The 18,707-nt window shown below is 61.3% G+C and carries 16 protein-coding genes; 4 read left to right on the top strand and 12 right to left on the bottom strand.

Features of this window, described 5'->3' with window-relative positions; translation table 11 throughout:
- Window positions 1-5 precede the first annotated feature (5 nt).
- The 8 genes from recJ to NE623_RS08730 all read right to left on the bottom strand — a co-directional run bounded on the left by recJ (window position 6) and on the right by NE623_RS08730 (window position 10,401).
- A complete protein-coding gene (gene recJ, locus NE623_RS08690) occupies window positions 6-2,039 on the bottom strand; it encodes a single-stranded-DNA-specific exonuclease RecJ (RefSeq protein WP_256272033.1) in 2,034 nt (677 codons plus the stop codon).
- Window positions 2,040-2,044: 5 nt separating this feature from the next.
- Complete coding sequence (locus NE623_RS08695; protein WP_256272032.1) at window positions 2,045-3,199, bottom strand: 5-bromo-4-chloroindolyl phosphate hydrolysis family protein; 1,155 nt, start codon at window positions 3,197-3,199, stop codon at window positions 2,045-2,047.
- 23 nt (window positions 3,200-3,222) lie between these two features.
- Window positions 3,223-4,821, bottom strand: coding sequence for an NAD(P)/FAD-dependent oxidoreductase (locus tag NE623_RS08700; RefSeq protein WP_256272031.1), 1,599 nt, complete (start codon window positions 4,819-4,821; stop codon window positions 3,223-3,225).
- Between the two features lie 18 nt (window positions 4,822-4,839).
- Window positions 4,840-6,153, bottom strand: coding sequence for a CdaR family protein (locus tag NE623_RS08705; protein WP_256272030.1), 1,314 nt, complete (start codon window positions 6,151-6,153; stop codon window positions 4,840-4,842).
- Window positions 6,137-7,033, bottom strand: coding sequence for a diadenylate cyclase CdaA (gene cdaA / locus NE623_RS08710; RefSeq protein ID WP_256272029.1), 897 nt, complete (start codon window positions 7,031-7,033; stop codon window positions 6,137-6,139). The genes NE623_RS08705 and cdaA overlap by 17 nt, the downstream gene beginning before the upstream one ends.
- Before the next feature lie 51 nt (window positions 7,034-7,084).
- Complete coding sequence (gene ispF, locus NE623_RS14765; RefSeq protein ID WP_305146120.1) at window positions 7,085-8,221, bottom strand: 2-C-methyl-D-erythritol 2,4-cyclodiphosphate synthase; 1,137 nt, start codon at window positions 8,219-8,221, stop codon at window positions 7,085-7,087.
- 111 nt (window positions 8,222-8,332) lie between these two features.
- Entirely contained in the window at window positions 8,333-9,691 is a 1,359-nt protein-coding gene (locus NE623_RS08725; protein ID WP_256272028.1) for a sensor histidine kinase, read from the bottom strand.
- On the bottom strand, window positions 9,688-10,401 hold the full coding sequence (locus NE623_RS08730) for a response regulator transcription factor (RefSeq protein WP_256272027.1): 714 nt from the start codon (window positions 10,399-10,401) through the stop codon (window positions 9,688-9,690). Before NE623_RS08730 ends, NE623_RS08725 begins: the two co-directional genes overlap by 4 nt.
- 161 nt (window positions 10,402-10,562) lie before the next feature.
- On the opposite strand from NE623_RS08730, the gene NE623_RS08735 reads away from it, so the two are divergent.
- The 4 genes from NE623_RS08735 to NE623_RS08750 all read left to right on the top strand — a co-directional run bounded on the left by NE623_RS08735 (window position 10,563) and on the right by NE623_RS08750 (window position 13,424).
- Window positions 10,563-11,480, top strand: a complete 918-nt coding sequence (locus NE623_RS08735) for an ABC transporter ATP-binding protein (RefSeq protein WP_256272026.1) — start codon at window positions 10,563-10,565, stop codon at window positions 11,478-11,480.
- Entirely contained in the window at window positions 11,473-12,225 is a 753-nt protein-coding gene (locus NE623_RS08740; protein WP_256272025.1) for an ABC transporter permease, read from the top strand. The genes NE623_RS08735 and NE623_RS08740 overlap by 8 nt, the downstream gene beginning before the upstream one ends.
- A 3-nt stretch (window positions 12,226-12,228) precedes the next feature.
- Window positions 12,229-12,963: an ABC transporter permease gene (locus tag NE623_RS08745; RefSeq protein WP_256272024.1), complete on the top strand. Its 735-nt coding sequence runs from the start codon at window positions 12,229-12,231 to the stop codon at window positions 12,961-12,963.
- 68 nt (window positions 12,964-13,031) lie between these two features.
- Window positions 13,032-13,424, top strand: coding sequence for a hypothetical protein (locus NE623_RS08750; RefSeq protein WP_256272023.1), 393 nt, complete (start codon window positions 13,032-13,034; stop codon window positions 13,422-13,424).
- 214 nt (window positions 13,425-13,638) lie between these two features.
- On the opposite strand, the gene NE623_RS08755 is transcribed toward NE623_RS08750, so the two are convergent.
- The 4 genes from NE623_RS08755 to NE623_RS08770 all read right to left on the bottom strand — a co-directional run bounded on the left by NE623_RS08755 (window position 13,639) and on the right by NE623_RS08770 (window position 18,647).
- On the bottom strand, window positions 13,639-14,961 hold the full coding sequence (locus NE623_RS08755) for a pyrimidine-nucleoside phosphorylase (RefSeq protein ID WP_256272022.1): 1,323 nt from the start codon (window positions 14,959-14,961) through the stop codon (window positions 13,639-13,641).
- A 70-nt stretch (window positions 14,962-15,031) separates the two neighbouring features.
- Window positions 15,032-16,024 carry an ABC transporter permease gene (locus NE623_RS08760; protein WP_256272021.1) on the bottom strand — a complete coding sequence of 331 codons (993 nt, stop codon included), beginning with the start codon at window positions 16,022-16,024 and terminating at the stop codon, window positions 15,032-15,034.
- On the bottom strand, window positions 16,021-17,136 hold the full coding sequence (locus NE623_RS08765) for an ABC transporter permease (protein ID WP_256276145.1): 1,116 nt from the start codon (window positions 17,134-17,136) through the stop codon (window positions 16,021-16,023). The genes NE623_RS08760 and NE623_RS08765 overlap by 4 nt, the downstream gene beginning before the upstream one ends.
- The gene (locus tag NE623_RS08770) at window positions 17,133-18,647 is read right to left on the bottom strand and encodes an ABC transporter ATP-binding protein (RefSeq protein ID WP_256272147.1); all 1,515 of its coding nucleotides are present in this window, start codon (window positions 18,645-18,647) and stop codon (window positions 17,133-17,135) included. Before NE623_RS08770 ends, NE623_RS08765 begins: the two co-directional genes overlap by 4 nt.
- Between the last annotated feature and the right edge of the window lie 60 nt (window positions 18,648-18,707).

Below are 18,707 nucleotides of genomic sequence, written 5' to 3' on the forward strand. Positions count from 1 at the left end.
GGCGCTCAGCTCTGCCGGGTCAGCTCCGCCAGCCGCTGCAGCACCGGGGCGCTGGCCAGGTCCCGCTTATCCGTCACGGCAACCGGCAGCCAGTGGCCGTCGCGGTCCTCCACCAGACCAAGCTCCTGCAGCGCCGTCAGGCTGGCAAGTATCTTGCCGGTGTTCTGCGCACCGCCTGCGGCAAAGACCGGCTGCAAATCCGCCGAGGCCACCTGCCCTGTGCGGATGCGGCGGTAGAGCGCCACCGTGTCGGCGCGCTCCGGCAGCAATGCGGCGGCGCGGTCGGCGGGCAGGGCCGCGCCGGTGCGGAACGCCTCAAACCACGCAGCCTGTTCACTGGGCGTGTTGCCCAGCTCAGCCGGGCGGATGGCGTGCAGATGGGCGGAGACCATCGGCCCGCTGCGGCCGTTGAAGATGGATACCTCCAGCGCGGCCTCGACCTCGCTGCCGACCGGATAGGCAAACGCCTGCGGTGCCACGCCAAAAACCGATGCAAACACCGTGTCATTGCCCTGCCGCAGCCGCACGCGGGTGTGGCGTCCCTCTGCGCCCATCGGCCACAGACCGTCCACAAAGGCGTGGCGTACCAGCAGCACCGGCATCGGGTTTTCACGTCCGAAGGGTGCCAGCCGGGCCAGCTCCTGCACGTTGTCCAGATTCAGCTCGGCCAGTGTGACGGCGGCATCCAGCTGCAGGCTGACGGCTTCCGGCCGGGCGGCGTGCTCTGCCGCCCATGCGTTGATGGCCTGTCGGAACGCGGCCAGGTTTTCTTCCTCAATCTCCACACCCGCGGCGGCGGCGTGCCCGCCGAACCGCGTCAGGTACTGTGCGCAGCCGGCCAGCGCGCTGTGTAAATCAAACGAATCCGGGGCACGGCCGCTGCCGCGTCCTTCGCCCTCGTGCATCGAGATAACGATGGCAGGGCGGCTGAAGCGCTCCATCAGCCGCGCAGCCACAATGCCGATGACGCCGGGGTGCCAGTCCTCGCCGCAGACAACCAGCACCCGGTCACGGATGCGGGCGGGGTCTGCCTCCAGCGTCTGCAGCGCCGCAGCAAACACCTGCTGTTCCGTCTGCTGGCGCTCGGTGTTGATTTCGGCCAGACGCTCGGCAATGCCGGTAGCCTGGTCCTCGTCCCCGCAAAGCAGCAGCTTCAAGGCCACGGCGGCGTTGTCCATCCGGCCCGCCGCGTTCAAGCGCGGGGCCAGACTGTAGCTGACGGTATCGGCGGTCACCGGCTTGCCGCTGCAGCCTGCGCTCTCCAAAAGAGCGTGCAGACCGGGGCGCATGGTGTCCTGTAGCAGGGCCAATCCCTCCCGCACAATGGTGCGGTTCTCCCCCACCAGCGGCATCACGTCCGCAACCGTGCCCAGCGCCGCCAGTTCGCCGTACATTTCCAGCAGCTCGGCGGGGTCACAGCCCTCCAGCGCCGCGCAGAGCTTGAAGGCAACCCCCGCGCCGCACAAATCCTTGAAAGGGCTTTCATCGTCCGCACGCTTGGGGTCCACAACGGCGATGGCCTCCGGCAGAGTGTCGCCCGGCAGATGGTGGTCGGTAATAATAAGGTCAAGGCCCAGTTCCTTGGCGCAGCGGGCCTCCTCCACGGCCGAGATGCCGTTGTCCACGGTAATCACGAGCTTGAAGCCCTTGCTTGCCAACGATTCCAGCGCCGACCGGGTCAGACCGTAGCCGGAGCCGCGGGTAGGCAGCTTGCAGCGCACGTGCGCGCCCTGACTGGTGAGACATTCGTACAAAATGGCGGTGGCCGAAATGCCGTCCACGTCATAATCACCGTAGATGACGGTCAGTTCCTCGTTCTCGATGGCCTGCTCAATGCGGGCCACGGCCTTGTCCATATCCTTGAGCAGGAACGGGTCACTCAGCGGCTCGCCCTGGCCCAGCAGCTCCTGTGCGGCGGCGGGGTCGGTGCAGCCGCGTGCGGCCAGAACCCGGCGCAGCAGTACGCCGCACCCGGCCCCAGCCAGTGCGGTTTCCGCAGCGGGGTCGCCCTTTTTCAGTTGCCACGCAGGATAATTCATACAGTTTAGCTCCTTGTGTTAAAATCCGATTCAAAATTATGGGTCAGGCCATCCTGCCGCAGCATCGCTTCCAGCGTGTCAATCTCGGTGGAAACGTCCATGCTGACATCCTGCAGAAGGGTGTTGTACAGCGTCTCATAGGCTTCGTTCAGCGTGTGCAGGATGCCGGTAATATCGCGGCGGATAGCGGCAGCGCTGGCCGCGTCCGTATCGCCCAGCCCCTGCGCCGTGTCCAGCAACTTGCGGGTGGTGGGCAGGTAGTATTCACGGAAGCGCCGCACGCGGTTCTGCTGCTCCGGGTGGTTGTGCACAAAGCCCATGATGGAGGCACAGGTCTTTTGCATCCGGGCCAGCTCCTCATCCGCCTGTGGACCCAGCTTGCCGCGGCAGACCTTCAGGTAATTCAGGAAGTCCACGCCCTCGCGGCGGAGCTGCTGTTCCTCGGCCAGGGGCGCGGCGTCCGGTGCCTGTGGCTTTTCGGCAGGCTTTGCGGCAGTCGGCATGAGCGAATCGTCCAGATACAGCGTGCTGAAATCGTCACTGATGGCGGCATTGGGCAAATCGCCGTTGGCCACAGCCTTAGCGGCGGTTTCATAGGCCTGCTCCTGCTTGATTTGTGCCCTGCGGGCAAGACCGGGCAAATCGCAGACCCAGCCATTAGCTGCGCGTAACAGCTTACGCAGGCGGGAGAAATAGCTGAGCTTTCTCATGCCCACAATCGCCATAGCCAGAAAGCCCAGCGTCGCCGGGGTGAACACGGCGGTCAGAATCGGCAGTGCAATGAAATCATTGGGCGGCATACCCAGCGTCTCGGCCCCGACAGCTGTCAAAATGCCCATCACCAGCGCCGTAATGCCAAAGCAGCCGGTGAACGTCCAGCCCACCGCTGTCAGCACCACGCCTGCCGACTGTCCCTCGTTTTTCCATTTGCGTTCCAGGCGGCGCTTCCAGGACTGGAAGGTATCGGGCTGCTTTGCGCCCAGGGCATCCCCGGCCTGCTCCAGCGCCTCGGCAATACTGCCCAGCACCGAGGAGCCGAATTTGCTGCCCGCCTCGACCGCGTTGTCAATCATATCGCCAAGGTTGTAGTTATATTTGTATTGATAGTTATAGCTGTATTGGTAATCATGCTTGTGCTTTGGATTCTTATTGTCAGACATTGTAGTTCCAATCGTTTTGCAGATTATTCGGCGGGCGCCCAGGCTTTCATCAGCTCGGCGGCGCAACGCACACCGTCCACGGCGGCGGTCATAATGCCGCCCGCATAGCCCGCCCCCTCACCGCAGGGGTACAAGCCGGAAAGTCCGGTGCACTGCAGGCTTTCCTTATCACGCAGTAGGCGCACCGGGCTGCTGGTGCGGGTTTCCAGACCGGTAAGCACGGCATCCGGGGCGCGGTAGGCAGCCAGCTTGCGGCCAAAGGCCGTCAAGCCCTGCCGCAGTGCACCGCCCAGCTCCGCGGGCAGCAGGCTGCCCAAGTCACAGGGCGTCACCCCGCGCGGGTAGCTGGGCTGTACGGTGCCCAGCTCCAGTGCGCCGCGCCCTGCCAGAAAGCTGCCGACCGTCTCGGCCGGGGCAAGGTATCCCCCGCCGCCTGCGCGGTAGGCCGCCTGCTCCAGCTGCCGCTGGAAGGCCACCGCCCGGGCCGGGTCATTGTCAAAGTCGCGGCCATCCACGCTGACAACCACCGCCGCATTGGCGTTTTTGCCGTTGCGGGCGTGCAGGCTCATACCGTTGGTGACCACGCCGCCTTCTTCACTGGCGGCGGCGCAGACCGTGCCGCCCGGGCACATACAGAAGGTGTAAACACACCGCCCGCCGTCCACGTGCTGGCTGAGCTGATATTCGCCCCGCGGCAGTGCCGGGTGGCCTGCGGCGGCGTGGTAAAGGCTCTTGTCAATCTCGGTCTGCAGATGCTCAGCCCGGAAGCCGACCGAGAACGGCTTACATTCCAGCGGCAGGCCCAGCGTGTGCAGCATCCCGAAGGTATCCCGCGCACTGTGGCCGACCGCCAGAATCAGCTGCTCACAGGGTATAGGGCCCGCGGTGGTGTTGACGCCGATAAGCGCGCCGCCGCGGGTTTCCAGCCCGGTCAGGGCGGTGTTGAATCGTACCTCGCCGCCCAGCGTCTCAATCTCACCGCGGATGCTGCGGATAACGCCCCGCAGCAAATCGGTTCCCACATGGGGCTTCTGCCGCCATGCAATATCCGCGGGCGCGCCATGGTCAAGGAAGGCCCCTGTCACGAACGCGCAGAGGGGGTCCCCCACACGGGTGGTCAGTTTGCCGTCCGAGAAGGTTCCCGCGCCGCCCTCGCCAAACTGAATGTTGGCTTCCGGGTTCAGTTCGCCGGTCTTTTCAAAATGCTCCACTGCGCGGATACGGTCATCCAGCGCGGGGCCGCGCTCCAGCACCAGCGGGCGGAAGCCCTTGCGGGCCAGCAGCAGCGCAGCAAACAGCCCCGCCGGGCCAAGGCCGACCACCACCGGGCGGTGTGCCAGCGGCGTGCGCCCCACCGGGAAGTCAAACTCCAGCTTCCTGGTGAAACAGACGCAGGGCGAGGCCCCGGCCAGTGCCGATTCCTCACCCTCGTCATGGAGTGTGACTGCGATGGTGTAGACCAGCACCGGCGTACCGTGCCGGGCATCCACACTGAGCTTCGCCACACCGCAGTGCGCCGCCTTGCGGGCGGGCACGCGCAGAATGGCCAGTGCCTTTGCTGCTGCCTCGGCATCAGGGTCGGGGCAGGTCAGCGGCAGGCGGATATTGCGGACTAAAAGCATACTACATTCCCTTAGATTTTACTTGGATGTGACCTCGCACTGAACCGTATAGCTGCCGGTGGCGAAGATGCGGCTGGACGAGGGTATCTGGATGCTGACGGCAATCGTCTGCTGGCCCACCGTCAGGTTCAGGCTTTGGCAGTCAATCTGCGCCACAATGCTGTCGGCGCTCAGCTCCTTAATTTCCTCTGCCGGGCCGTACAGTGTGACATTGCTGACCAGACTGGACAGAATCTGCAGCTCATAGTTGCTGGGTACGTTGATGGCGCGGATGTTGGAGACATTCAGTTTGGTGGTAGCCATATCCTCGGTGTCGAAGTCGAGCGTGACATTGGTCACGCCGTCCAGCGAGACAATGCCCGCGGGCAGCTCAATCAGGCGCTGATAATCGCGCCCCGGCTCAAACTCACGCGCAAGGTCAAAGTCGGTTACGGTCAGGGCTTCCAGCGTACTGATGGTGCGGGCCGGGCCTGCCACCTGCAGCGTCTGCTGGCTCAGGGAGTAGTGCAGGCTATCCACGTCAAAGCCGTTGGGCGTGCCGATGAAGTCCACCTTCAGCGGCAACTCCCGCACCTGATAGACCGTCAGTGTGACGTTGGCGGAGTCGCTCTCCATAGAGGTGTACTGCGGCGTAAAGACGTTGCCCTCGGCATCGCGCAGCTCCAGCGTGGCGGGCACGGTGGTGGTATCGGCCAATTCGCCGTCGGTCTGCACCGGGGCCACAATGCTGGACACCTGATCCAACTCACTGGTGGGGCCGCGCAGGGTAATCTCTGCGGGCACAGCGGCGGTCTTGTTCAGCATATAGCCGGAGGAAATCGACACAGCGGAGGCATCCACCGTGACCGGGACAGTCTTTTCGCTGACCTCGTCAAAGACCACGTCAATCGTCTCTGGATTTTCGACGGTGCACTCGATGTTGCCGGGGAAATCGGTGGTGTTGGTCACGCGGGCCTGCAGGCGCAGGCTGACCTTGCCCGCACCGCTGACGCCCGCATAGCTGGGGTAGACCATAATATCGGAGTTCTGGATATTGCCGATGATGGTGCTGTTGCCCTCCACCTTGACGGTGACGCCCTCGATGTCCGGCTTTTCAACAATATCAAGGCCCTGCGCCGTGTAGGTGGACGCGCCGTTGGTGTAGTTGATGGGCACGTTGGTCACGGTGCGCACACCGCCCTGCGGGTCCACAAAGACCGTCACAATGACCCATGTGGCAAAGCCCATAACGAGGGCCAGCACCATGGTGAAAACCGGGTTGTCCCAGACGGTGTGCCGGGCCTTGGGCGCTGCGCCCTTTGCGCCGGGCGCGGAGTTATTCGGGTTTGGCATAGTTCATTGCGCCTCCCTTGCGCAGCAGCTTTTGCAGCGGCGAGACATTGGCGTTCTCGTCCTCGGCGGGGGGAACAATTTCCTCCTGCAGAAGGTTGAACAGGTTCTGACGATCCAGTCGGCGGATAAGAACGCCGTTTTTCGCCATAGAGATAATGCCGGTCTCCTCACTGACAATAACAACGATGGCATCCGAGTTTTCGCTCATACCCAGACCCGCACGGTGGCGGGTGCCCATATCCTTGCCCATTTCCAGGTTGTTGGACAGCGGCAGCACGCAGCCCGCCGCCACAATGACGCCGTCGCGGATGACCACCGCGCCGTCATGCAGGGGGGTGCCCTCGTAGAAAATCGTGCCCAGCATCTCGCGGATGACATCGGCGTGCATCGGCGTGCCGGTGCGGATAATCTCATCAAGGTTATTGTTGCGCTCCAGCACCATCAAAGCGCCGGTGCGGGTGTCGGACAGCTGCTCGGCTGCATCGCAGATTGCCACCACGGCGCTCTGCCATGCGGCGCGCAGGGTCGGGTCATTGCGGCGTGTACCCATCATCAGGTTGGCCCACATCGTGCTCTGGCCCATGCGCTCCAGCGCACGGCGCAGCTCCGGCTGGAAAATGACAACCGCCGCCATAAAGCCGATGGTTATCACGCTGTTCAGCACCCATGTGACGGTTTTCAGGTCCAGCATAACGGCCAGACCGTAGAAAACCAGAATCAGCAGAATACCCTTGACCAGCTGGCCTGCCCGGGATTTGCGCGCAAATTGCAGCAGCTGGTAGAACACAAAGGAAATGATAAGAATGTCCAGTGTATCGGACAGCGGATCAAATGTACGCAGACTGCTTAGAATTGCATTGAGCGTCTGATTAGGCAGCATGGCTTCCGCGTCCCCCTTTCCGGGTCAGAATTCAGTAGGTATTTGTACGGTTTACGCAAGCAGCGCCACGGCGTGGGCGGCAATGCCCAGTCCCTCGCCGGTGAAGCCGAGGTGCTCCTCGGTGGTGGCTTTGACGCTGACGGCATCCACCGGCAGGCCGAAGGCATCGGCAATGTTCTGCCGCATGGCCGGGATGTGGGGGGCCAGCTTCGGGCGCTGGCAGAGGATTGTAGCGTCAATGTTGCCCACCGTGTAGCCGTGCGCCGCGATAATCTTGGCCACTTCGCGGGTCAGGACCAGGGAATCCGCGCCCTTGTAGGCGGGGTCATTATCCGGGAAATGCTGGCCGATGTCCCCCAGCGCCGCCGCACCCAGCACGGCATCCATAACGGCGTGCAGCAGCACATCCGCGTCCGAGTGGCCCAGCAGGCCCTTCTCATAAGGGATCTCCACACCACCCATAATGAGCTTGCGGTCCTCCACTAAGCGGTGAACGTCATATCCGTGGCCAATGCGCATGGTTTTCTCCTTTTGTAAATCCTCTTTGGTGGTGATTTTGTAGTTGGCGTAATCGCCCGCGGTCAGGGTGACCGGCAGGCCCGCCAGCTCAAACAAACTGCAATCATCGGTGACAAGGCTGGCCTTCTCCCCGGTCACGGCGGCCAGCGCCTGCGCATACAGGGCGCGACGGAAGCACTGCGGCGTCTGCACGGCGTAGAGCGCGGCGCGGTCGGGGGTTTCCACCACGCGACCGGACTTGTCCGCCACCTTGATGGTATCCTTGACCGGCACAGCCGGTGCCGCAGCACCAGTTTCAGCCGCGGCGGTCAGGGCGGCAGTGATAACGGCCTCGCTGACGAAGGGGCGGGCGGCGTCATGGATGGCAACCAGCTCCCCCATTGCGGCGTTCAAGCCGTTGCGGACGCTGTCGGCGCGGGTGGCCCCGCCCTGCACAACGGTGCAGGGCTTCGGGCAGGCCGCGGCAATCGCCTCACACGCGGCGCGGTTGCCGCCGCAGACCAGCACCAGCTGGCTGACAGCCGGGTGGGCGGCCAGTGCCGCACAGCTTGTCTCCAGCACGGTGCGGCCATCCGGCAAACGGTAGCTGAGCTTATCGAATCCCATGCGGCGGGACGCGCCCGCAGCCACCACAATGGCGGTCACGGTGGGAAGGTTTGTTTTTGACATCGGGCACACTGCCCCCTTTATATTATGTATAAAAATATTATACAGGGTTATGCCAAGAAAATCCACTAAAATCTGGATGATTTTTTTGTATGAAATGAAAAATATGGTCTTTTACTGCCCGCACAGCGGCACTGTGACCGTTGCCCTTGCGCCGTGCGGGTCATTTTGGACAAATTGGGCCGTACCGCCGTGCGCCCGGGCGATCTGCTCCACCACATACAGCCCCAGAATGTGTGGCGTGTTGGCCCCGGTTTGCAGGGCGTTCAGCACCGCGGGCGGATAGCCTGCGCCGTCATCGGCCACCGCGATCTCCAGCATCCTGCCCCGCCGTGTCGCCGTGATGGCAACCTGTACCGGGCCGGGATTGTGGCGGGCGGCGTTGTTCAGCAGATTTTCCAGCGCCCGCGTCAGCAGGGCGGCATCCACATTTATCTCAGCCTTGTCAGCGTCCGGCGTCAGCTCCGGCGTCACGGTGCAGTGGTCCGCCAGCGGACTGTCGCAGAACTCCGCCGCAATGCTGCGCAGAAGCGGCCCGGCCTGTACCGGGCGGCACCGCAGCGGCTGTGCGCCGTATTGCAGCTTGCTGGTCAGGTTCAGATCCTCAATCAGCGTCCGCAGTTTTTCGCTCTGGGCGCGGATGCCCGCTGCCCGCCGCCGTGCAGTGTCCGGCAGTGCCGTGTCGTGCTCAAGCTGCTCGGCCCAGCCCAGAATCATGGCCAGCGGCGTGCGCACATCGTGGCTGACGCCCGCAACCCACGCGGTGCGGGCATCGTCCCGCCGGGCGATAATCTCATTGCGGCGGCGCAGCTGCTCACTGGTGCGGTTGACCGCATCGGCCAGTTCCCCCGCAAAGCCGTCTGTTGGCAGGCAGACCGTGCGGCCCGCTGCAACGGCCTCCAGCCCCGCCGCAATCGCCTGCAGCTGCCGCGCACCGCGCCAGCCGAACAGCAAGCAACACCCGAGCACCGCCGCCAGCAGCACCGCCAGAGCAGGCAGGATACCGGCGGCCAGATCCGCCATCATGGCCTGACTGCTGCAGATATTATATTTCCACAATGTTCCCTTTGGCGCAGCTGCCACCAGCAGGCCGTATTCTTCCGTCCAGCAAAGCACCGGCCAGTCCTCGAGATACCAGCGCGAGAAAGAAGCAATTTCTGACGCTGTGTAGCACTTATTCAGCTCAGCAGGCAGATCATACTGCCAGAGGACTTCGCCGTTATCGTCCAGCACCATCGCCCATGCATACCCCTGCAGCCATTCCTCGGGCGTGCGGGCGGGGTCCAGCTGCAGGCCACCCGCCGTCTGCGCCAGCGCACCGGCCAGCGTTTCAATGCCGGTGCGGTCCTGCTCCACATTGCCGTAGTGTAGCCCTATGTAGGCAACCGCGCCCAGGCACAGCGCTGCCGCCACCAGCACTACCGCCGCCGTGGCCAGCACGTAGCGGCGTATCAGCCGCGCAAAGGTTTTCATTTTCCGCCCTCCCCTGTCAGCCGGTAGCCGATGCCCCGCACCGTTGTCAGCCAGCGCGGGCGGCCCGGCTCGGCCTCGATTTTCTCCCGCAGATGGCGGATGTGTACATTCAGGCTGTTTTCATAGCCGTAATAGTCAGCACCCCAGACCGCCTCACAAAGGGCATCGTAGGTCACAATGTGGCCGCGGTTGTCGGCCAGCTTTTGCAGCAAGGCGCGCTCGGTGGCGGTCAGCGGCAGGGTGGTGCCGTCAGCGCGTTGAACAGCCGCGTCCTGCAAATCCACGGTGCAGTCCCCCAGCGGCAGCGTGCGGGCACGTCCGAGCACGGCGCGGTAGGTCCTTTGCAAAATGTGCTGCATCCGCAGCAGCAGCTCCTGCATCAGGAAGGGCTTTGTCAGGTAATCGTCTGCACCCAGCCCGAGTCCGAACAGCCGGTCGGCATCCGCGTCCCGCGCCGACAGAAACAGGGCCGGAACCTCGTTTCCCTCATGCAGGGCGCGGAACAGGCTGAAGCCGTCCCCGTCCGGCAGATTGATGTCAAGTATCATAAGCGCGGGCCGGTGCGCCGCAAAAGCAGCCCGCGCCGCCGCGCAGCTTTCCGCCGTACGCACGGTTTTGTAGCCCGCTGTATGCAGATTGTCAGTAATCAAAGTCAGCAAATCCGGGTTGTCGTCCACAAGCAGGATTTCCGCGTCATAAATGGTAGTCATTGGCAGCCGCCTTTCTGGTTTTTTCTTCTACAGTATACAACGATTTTTTCGCCTCCACTATGGCAGACGGCAAAGTTTAAGCTGAAATTAAGCTGGGCTTACAGCTTTGTTAAGCCGGGCGGTGTAGGATAAAGCCACCAAAATGAAAAGGAGTGCTGACAATGCAGACAGTTATTGAGACAAAAGCGCTGTGCAAGCAGTACGGCAGCCGCATGGCGGTTGACCATGTGGAGTTGCATGTACCGCAGGGGTGCGTGTATGGGTTCATCGGGCCGAACGGTGCGGGCAAATCCACCACCATGAAGATGCTGCTGGGGCTTATCCACCCCACGGCGGGGCAGGTTACGCTGCTGGGCCAGACGCTGAACGAGAAAAACCGCCTGGCCCTGCTGCGCCAGACCGGTAGTATGATTGAGTCCCCCGCCGGGTATCTGCACCTGACGGCGCAGGAGAATCTGGAAATTGTGGCCGATTTGAAGGACATACCGTACAAGGACATTGCCCGCGTGCTGGACATTGTGCACCTGACACAGGACAAAAACCGCCGGGTCGGGCAGTATTCGCTGGGTATGAAGCAGCGGCTGGGTATAGCGATGGCCCTGCTGGGCAGCCCGAAGCTGCTGATTCTGGATGAGCCGACAAACGGCCTTGACCCGGCAGGGATACAGGAGATGCGTACCCTCATCCAGTCCATGCCCGCCGCAACCGGCGCAACGGTGCTGATTTCCAGCCACCTTCTGGGCGAGATGGAGCAGATGGTGGAACAGGTGGGCATCATCGACCACGGCCATATGCTGTTTGAAGGCCCCCTGAGCCAGCTGCAGCGCCACAGCCGCGGTGATGTTGCGGTGCGGCTGCTGAACCCAGCCAAGGCCGCGCCGGTGCTGCGTGCCAACGGTCTGCCCGCCGGTGACAGCTGCACCGTGACATTGCCCCCGCTGCAGGATGCCCTGCTGGCAGACCTTGTGCAAAAGCTGGCCGACAGCGGTGCGGGTGTGGTGGAGGTAACGCCCCACACAAAATCGCTGGAGGAGATTTTCCTGAGCCTGACCGGCACGGAGGCAGCACACCATGAATAAAGCCCTGCACACCGAATTCCAGAAGGCGCACCGCCGCCACGATCTATGGATTTGCCTGGCCGTGCCGCTGGCGGCGGCCATCTGGTCCGCAAGCGCCATGCCGCGCGGCGCAGACGAACTTGCCAACGCATACAGCGCCCTGCTGTACAGCCTCCCGGTTCTGAACACCGTCCTGATGCCCCTTGCCATGGCAGTGCTGGCAAGCCGCCTGTGGGATGTCGAGGTCAAAGGGTGTACAGTAAAGCTGCTTTACACCCTGCAGACCCGCCGCAGCCTGTTTGCCGCCAAGGCGGTGTTTGGCGCCGGGGAGATTCTGTTGATGGTTCTGCTGGAGCTGGCGGCCACCGCCCTGCTGGGGTACATCCAGCACTATACTGAGGCCTTCCCCGCCGCGCAGCTTGCCTATCTGGGCGTCTGCACGTATGGCGTAAACCTGATGCTCTTTTTCTCGGAGCTATTGCTGATGCTGGTTTTCAGCAATCCGATGCCCGCGCTCTGCGTGGCGATTGTCGGCACGCTGCTGGGGCTGTTTTCCGCGTTTATGCCGCGGCTTGTCAGTTACTTTGTGCCGTGGGGGTATTACGTCCCGCTAGGCTGCTATGAGGTTGCCGTCTGGAACGAGGCCGAGCACACCGTCCTCTACGGGATGACCCGCTACAACTGGGGTCTGCTGGGCTTTACCATGCTGCTGGCCGCGCTGCTGTTTGCCGCCGCGTGGCAGCTTATCCGCAATAAGGAGGTCTGACCTATGCTGAAACGTTGTATCCGTGCGGAGAACCGCAAGCTGCACACCTCGCCCATCTGGCTGCTGTTTCTGATCCTGCCGCTGATTTCTGCGGGCTACGGCACCTTCAATTATCTGCAAAATCTTGAAATTCTTACGGACGGCTGGTACAGCCTGTGGACGCAGCACACGCTGTTTTATTCGCTGCTATTTTTCCCTGCGCTGGTGTCCGCATATGCGGCCTACCTGTGGCGGTTAGAGCATATGGGCCACAACTGGAACCTGATTATGGCCGCGCCGGTGCCGCCATTTACACTGTTTCTGGCCAAGCTGTTTGTTGTTGTAAAGCTGATGTGCTTTACACAGGTGTTTGTCTATCTGCTGTATCTGGTTTGTGGGCGGCTATTTGCAGGCTTTCCCGGCTGGCCCCCGGCGGAAACGCTTGTATTTATGCTGCGCGGGCTGGTCGGCGGTCTGGCCGTTGCCGCGCTGCAGCTTTTGCTGGCGATGCTGGTGCGCAGCTTTGCCGTGCCGGTCTTTTTGGGGCTGGTGGGCGGCATTGCCGGTATGTTGCTTGCCGCCAAGGGGTATGCCCTGCTCTGGCCCTACTGTCTGATGCAGCAGGGCATGAACTCAAACCGCAGCGAGGATATGCTGGCCGGCAGGCTGCCGCTGTTCTTTCTGGCCTGCGGCGTGTGGCTTCTGGTGATTGGCCTTACCGCACGCCTCTTGCTGGAAAAGCGCGATGTAAAAGCGTGATTTTTGTTGCCAACCGCGGCGCAAAACGGTATAATGGTAGCAACAAAACAACAGGAGGGTCAACGCCAATGACTGCCAACGCTGCCGATTTTGCCGGTGCCGGGTGCGGACGCCGCTACGAGAAGGAGCTGGAAACGCATTTCCGCGATTGTATGCTGTTTTATCTGGATGGCCGCATCCGTTTTGAGCGCTACTGCTACGGCGAGGCCGCCTGCCTTGTTTTCAGCGTGTGGGCGCACGGCTTTGATGCCGACGGAAAAATCCTGTGGGACCGCGAGCCGGAGTTTGAAAGCCAGCAGACCGCTATTCCCCGCTATCTGACAGATGTGCAGGAGGACGGCCGCGCCCTGCAGTTTGACGGTGCCCGCAAGCGCTATCTGCTGACCGAGGAATTTGCAGAGGATAAGCCCAACGGCTACAGCAAATTCAAGGTATTCTGGCTGAAGCAGAAGAAGAAATAACCCCCAAAGCCTTCTCCCACCGGGAGAAGGTGGCCCCGCATGGCCAGAAGAGGGGCAGTTTCCCGGGTAGGTTGTAGAGGCCGATGCTCGCATCGGCCCGCGGGCGGAGCAGAGCCCCGCCCCTGCCGCCATTTTTTGATATTTACTTCCACAACAAAAACACGTGCCCTCCTAGCACTCGGAGGGCACGTGTTTTTATTGGTATGTGGTTCTATCAGAATTTCTCCACGCCGTCGGCGGTGACTCTTGCGTAAATCAGCGGCGGGATGCTCGGCTTCTCGCTGCGGATTACCAGTCCACCGCGGTACATCTCCTCGGCGGCGGCAAACAGGCGTTCGTCGTCGGCGTAGAAGGTGCAGATGCTCTCCCCAGCCTTGACGTAATCGCCCAGCTTTTTGTGCATCGTGATGCCTGCGGCAAAGTCGATGCTGTCCTCCTTCTTGATGCGGCCTGCACCCAGCAGCACGCTGGCGTTTCCGATTTTTTCCACATCATTCTTGTAGATATAGCCGTCCGTCGGGGCGGTCAGCTCATAGCTGTATTTGGCCTTCTGGAACTTGTCGGCGTCCCGCAGCACGCTGGTGTCGCCGCCCTGCGCGGCAAACATCTGGCAGCACTTTTCAAAAGCGGAGCCGTCCGCAATGACGCCCTCGGCCAGCTTGCGGCAGGTGGGTATATCGCCCTTGCCCGCCAGCACCAGCATATTGCTGGCCAGCTGCAGGCAGACCTCGGTCAGGTCCGCCGGGCCATTGCCCTGCAGCACGGCCATACTCTCGGCCACCTCCAGAGAGTTGCCGATGTTATGGCCCAGCGGCTTGTCCATATCGGTAATCAGCGCAGCCACCTTGCGGCCGTGCGCGGTGCCAATGGCTACCATCTGGCGGGCCAGCTCCAGCGCGCCGTCCAGATCCTTCATAAACGCGCCGTCACCCATCGTGACATCCAGCAGGATGGCGTCCGACCCGGCGGCCAGCTTTTTGGACATAATGGAGGAAGCAATCAGCGGGATGCAGCCCACCGTGGCGGTCACATCGCGCAGGGCGTACATCTTTTTGTCTGCCACCGCGATCTTTCCGCTCTGGCCAATGACCGAAATACCAATCTCGTTGACCTGTTTGAAAAACTCCTCCTGCGTAAGGCTGGTGCGGGTGCCGGGCACGGCCTCCATCTTGTCGATGGTGCCGCCCGTATGCCCCAGACCGCGGCCGCTCATCTTGGCAATCTTCACACCGCAGGCCGCTACAATCGGCGCAATGACCAGTGTGGTCTTGTCGCCGACGCCGCCGGTGGAGTGCTTGTCCGCCTTGACGCCCGCAATGGCGGACAAATCCACCATATCGCCGGAGTGCGCCATTACATCGGTGAGCATGGCGGTCTCCTCGTCCGTCATACCGCGCAGATAGATGGCCATAAGCAGCGCCGACATCTGGTAATCCGGCACATCCCCGGCCACATAGCCGTTGACAGCGAAGGCCAGTTCCTCATGGTTGAGTGTCCCGCCATCACGTTTTTTTGCGATAACATCGTACATTCGCATAGTTTTTCTCCTTCTGAAAAGTAAAGACCGCCCGGCAGCGTGCACCGGGCGGCCCTTGGTATGGTTGGTTTTAGCGGCTGCCCTTATCGTAAGGGATGCCCTCGGCCTTCGGGGCCTGAGAGTTCTTAGAGGTGAAAATCAGCACAATCATCGTGACGATATACGGCAGCATCTGGTAGAAGTTAGAGATTTCCTTGACACCCTCAAACTTCGGCAGGAAGGTCAGCGTGGAGTTCAGTGCCGCGATAACCTTGAACAGCGCAAAGAAGAGCGAGGCTGCCAGAATCGGAAGCGGCTTCCAGTTGCCGAAAATCATAACGGCCAGCGCAAGGAAGCCGTAGCCGCCGACGTCAGAGTTGAAGCCGGAGCCTACCGCCACCGTGTAGGCCAGACCGCCGACACCGCCGAGGAAGCCGGAAATCAGCACACCGGCGTACCGCATTTTGTAGACATTGATGCCCACGGAATCCGCCGCCTGGGGATGCTCGCCGCAGGCGCGCAGGCGCAGGCCAAAGCGGGTCTTGTACATCACAATGTAGGCAACAATGAACAGTACGATGGCCACAGGGGTGGTCAGGTAGAAATACTTGAAAACCAGGTTGTTCCAGAAGCTGGGGCCGTCCACCGGGGCAAGGCCGAAGGTTTCGCGGGTGATGCGCACCCAGTTGGGGATAAAGATGGTGGTCAGGCCCTGGCCCTGAATGGCCCAGGTCATAACCACGGCGAAGGCGGGCGCAAACTGGTTCAGCGCCGTGCCGCCGATGGTCTGGTCAGCCTTCAGGTTGATGGCCGCAAAGCCCAGCAGCAGGGAGAAAATCATACCGGTGCCGCCCGCAACAAGGATAGCGATAAACATCGCCAGCTGCGGATGCGCCGGGCCAAAGCCGTTCTTGTCAAAGGCCTGCAGCGTGAAGCAGGCGAACAGTGCGCCGATAATCATCATGCCTTCCAGCGCAATGTTGATAACGCCGGAATGTTCGCTGAACATACCACCCATTGCGACAAGCAGCAGCGGCACGGCGAACAGGATTGTCATACTGATAATGTTGGCAGCAATCATCATTTCGCAGCACCTCCCTTTTCCTTACGGCCCGAGACCAGCTTGGCAATCACGCCGCGCATCAGCAGTGCAAAGGCTGCCAGATAGATGATAACGGCAATGACGATGTCGATGGTCTCCGACGAGAAGGCGGGCTGCATGGCGGCACCGCCGACCTGAATGTAGCTGATGAACAGCGCGGAGAAAATCGTGCCGATGGGGTTGGAGCTGGCCAGCAGGGCGACCGGGATACCGTTGAAGCCCATGCTCAGGATGGATTTTTCCAGCACGTACTGGCCGGTACCGGCCAGATAGTAGATGCCGCCGCCGATGCCGGACAGCGCGCCGGAGATAACCATGGAAAGCACGATGTTGCGCTTGGAATTGATACCCGCGTACTGGGCGGCGTCACGGCTGAGACCGCAGGCCTTCAGCTCATAGCCGAAGGTGGTCTTTTGCAGGATGACCCAGACGAGGATGGCGAACAGAATGGTGATGATGATGGAAATGTTAATCCAGCTGGAATTGCCGAACAGCCCGGCCAGCGGGCCCTTGGGCAGGATGGCGCCGGGGTTGGCGGCGCTCAGCGCAGCGGTACGGTCCGAGTTGGACGCGCCCCAGCCGGAAGCCAGCATCATGGGCATATTGGCCAGCAGCAGGTTGACGAGGTACATACCAATCCAGTTGAACATAATGGCGGTAATAACCTCATTGACGTTGAAGTATGCCTTGAACAGACCCGGGAAAATGCCCCAGATGGCACCGCCCACCGCGCCAGCCAGCAGGCAGACGAACCACGGCAGCTGGAACTGAATGGCGCACAGCAGCGAGAAAAACGCGCCCATTGTGTACTGGCCGGACGCACCGATGTTGAACAGGCCCGTCTTGAAGGCAAAGCCCACAGACAGTCCGCACATCATCAGGGGCGCGGACTGATACAGCACCTTGCCCAGCTTGTCCATACTGGAAAAGCCGGTGGTCAGCATAGCGCGCATACCGTTCACGGATTCGCCGGGGTTCAGAAGAACCAGCAACACAAAGCCCAGCACCAGACCGATGACGATGAACAAAAGGCTTGCCAGAACGCCTACAACGGCGGGACGCTGCAAAAGCGGCTGTTTATTCTGTTTGCTCATGCTTTCGCCTCCCCTTGCTTTCTGGCACCTGCCATGTACAGGCCCAGCTCCTCCACGGTGGTCTTGCGCGGGTCAAACTCGCCCACAAGCTCACCTTCGTAAATAACCAGAATACGGTCGGACAGGTTCATAACCTCGTCCAGCTCCAGGCTGACCAGCAGCACTGCACGGCCCTTGTCGCGCTCGGCCACAATCTGCTTGTGGATATACTCGATAGCGCCGACGTCCAGACCGCGGGTGGGCTGCACAGCCACCAGCAGTTCCGGCTCCTTATCGACCTCGCGGGCGATGATGGCCTTCTGCTGGTTGCCGCCGGACATACTGCGGGCGATGGTCGCAGGGCCCTGACCGCTGCGGACATCGTACTGCGCAATCAGGCGCTCGGCATAGTCCATCACAGCGTCCTGCTTGATGAAGCCGTGGTTCTGGAACTCCGGCTGCCAGTAGCGCTGCAGCACCATATTGTCCGCCAGCGTGTAATCCAGCACCAGACCGTGCTTGTGGCGGTCCTCCGGGATGTGGCTCATACCGGCTTTGGAGCGCTCACGGATGGTGGCGTTCGTAATGTCCTTGCCCTCAATCTTAATCGTACCGCCGGTCGGCTTTTCCAGACCCGTGATGCCGTAAATCAGCTCACTCTGGCCGTTGCCGTCAATACCGGCAATGCAGACGATTTCGCCCGCACGGACATTGAAGCTGACACCGCGGACAGCGTTATTCTTGTGTACCTTGCTGGGCACAACGAGGTTTTCGACCTCCAGAATCGGCTTGCCGGGCTCACAGGGCTTCTTCTCCACCGCAAACTGCACGTTGCGGCCGACCATCATCTTGGACAGCTCTTCCTTGGTGGTATCCTTGATATCCACCGTGCCGATGTACTTGCCCTTGCGCAGGACCGTGCAGCGGTCAGAGACAGCCATAATTTCGTTCAGCTTGTGGGTGATGAAAAGGATGCTCTTGCCCTCGGCCTTGAAGCCGCGCATAATCTCCATCAGCTCATCAATCTCTTGCGGGGTCAGAACCGCCGTAGGCTCGTCAAAAATCAGGATTTCATTGTCGCGGTACAGCATCTTCAGGATTTCAACGCGCTGCTGCATACCGACAGAGATATCGCTGACCAGCGCATCGGGGTCAACCTTCAGGCCGTATTTCTCGCTCAGGGCCATGACCTTTTTGCGGGCCGCTTCCTTCTGCAGGAAGCCATGCTTGGTATCCTCCACGCCGAGGATGATATTATCCAGAACGGTGAAGCACTCCACCAGCTTGAAATGCTGGTGCACCATGCCGATGCCCAGTGCGTTGGCATCGTTGGGGTTGTTGATTTTGACTTCTTTTCCGTTCTTTCTGATAGTGCCCTTCTCCGGCTGATACAGACCGAACAGCACACTCATCAAGGTGGATTTACCGGCGCCGTTTTCGCCCAGCAGGGCATGGATCTCACCCTTGCGCAACTGCAGGGTGATATCGTCATTTGCTTTGATGCCGGGAAATTCCTTGGTGATGTGCAGCATTTCGATGACATAATTATCTGCCAATCGTTGCACGCCCCTTTCCAATGTGTACCGCTTGTA

Source organism: Gemmiger formicilis (assembly GCF_024462815.1).
In the GTDB taxonomy this organism is placed as follows: Bacteria; Bacillota; Clostridia; order Oscillospirales; family Ruminococcaceae; genus Gemmiger.

Excerpts from the sequence above, each read along its gene's own strand:
- NE623_RS08745 (WP_256272024.1), top strand. The coding sequence starts at position 12,229 with ATGCTGAAACGTTGTATCCGTGCGGAGAACCGCAAGCTGCACACCTCG.
- NE623_RS08755 (WP_256272022.1), bottom strand. The coding sequence starts at position 14,961 with ATGCGAATGTACGATGTTATCGCAAAAAAACGTGATGGCGGGACACTC.
- NE623_RS08705 (WP_256272030.1), bottom strand. The coding sequence starts at position 6,153 with ATGCCAAACCCGAATAACTCCGCGCCCGGCGCAAAGGGCGCAGCGCCC.
- cdaA (WP_256272029.1), bottom strand. The coding sequence starts at position 7,033 with ATGCTGCCTAATCAGACGCTCAATGCAATTCTAAGCAGTCTGCGTACA.
- NE623_RS08730 (WP_256272027.1), bottom strand. The coding sequence starts at position 10,401 with ATGACTACCATTTATGACGCGGAAATCCTGCTTGTGGACGACAACCCG.
- NE623_RS08700 (WP_256272031.1), bottom strand. The coding sequence starts at position 4,821 with ATGCTTTTAGTCCGCAATATCCGCCTGCCGCTGACCTGCCCCGACCCT.
- recJ (WP_256272033.1), bottom strand. The coding sequence starts at position 2,039 with ATGAATTATCCTGCGTGGCAACTGAAAAAGGGCGACCCCGCTGCGGAA.
- NE623_RS08725 (WP_256272028.1), bottom strand. The coding sequence starts at position 9,691 with ATGAAAACCTTTGCGCGGCTGATACGCCGCTACGTGCTGGCCACGGCG.
- NE623_RS08695 (WP_256272032.1), bottom strand. The coding sequence starts at position 3,199 with ATGTCTGACAATAAGAATCCAAAGCACAAGCATGATTACCAATACAGC.
- NE623_RS08765 (WP_256276145.1), bottom strand. The coding sequence starts at position 17,136 with ATGAGCAAACAGAATAAACAGCCGCTTTTGCAGCGTCCCGCCGTTGTA.
- NE623_RS08740 (WP_256272025.1), top strand. The coding sequence starts at position 11,473 with ATGAATAAAGCCCTGCACACCGAATTCCAGAAGGCGCACCGCCGCCAC.
- NE623_RS08750 (WP_256272023.1), top strand. The coding sequence starts at position 13,032 with ATGACTGCCAACGCTGCCGATTTTGCCGGTGCCGGGTGCGGACGCCGC.
- ispF (WP_305146120.1), bottom strand. The coding sequence starts at position 8,221 with ATGTCAAAAACAAACCTTCCCACCGTGACCGCCATTGTGGTGGCTGCG.
- NE623_RS08760 (WP_256272021.1), bottom strand. The coding sequence starts at position 16,024 with ATGATGATTGCTGCCAACATTATCAGTATGACAATCCTGTTCGCCGTG.
- NE623_RS08735 (WP_256272026.1), top strand. The coding sequence starts at position 10,563 with ATGCAGACAGTTATTGAGACAAAAGCGCTGTGCAAGCAGTACGGCAGC.
- NE623_RS08770 (WP_256272147.1), bottom strand. The coding sequence starts at position 18,647 with ATGCTGCACATCACCAAGGAATTTCCCGGCATCAAAGCAAATGACGAT.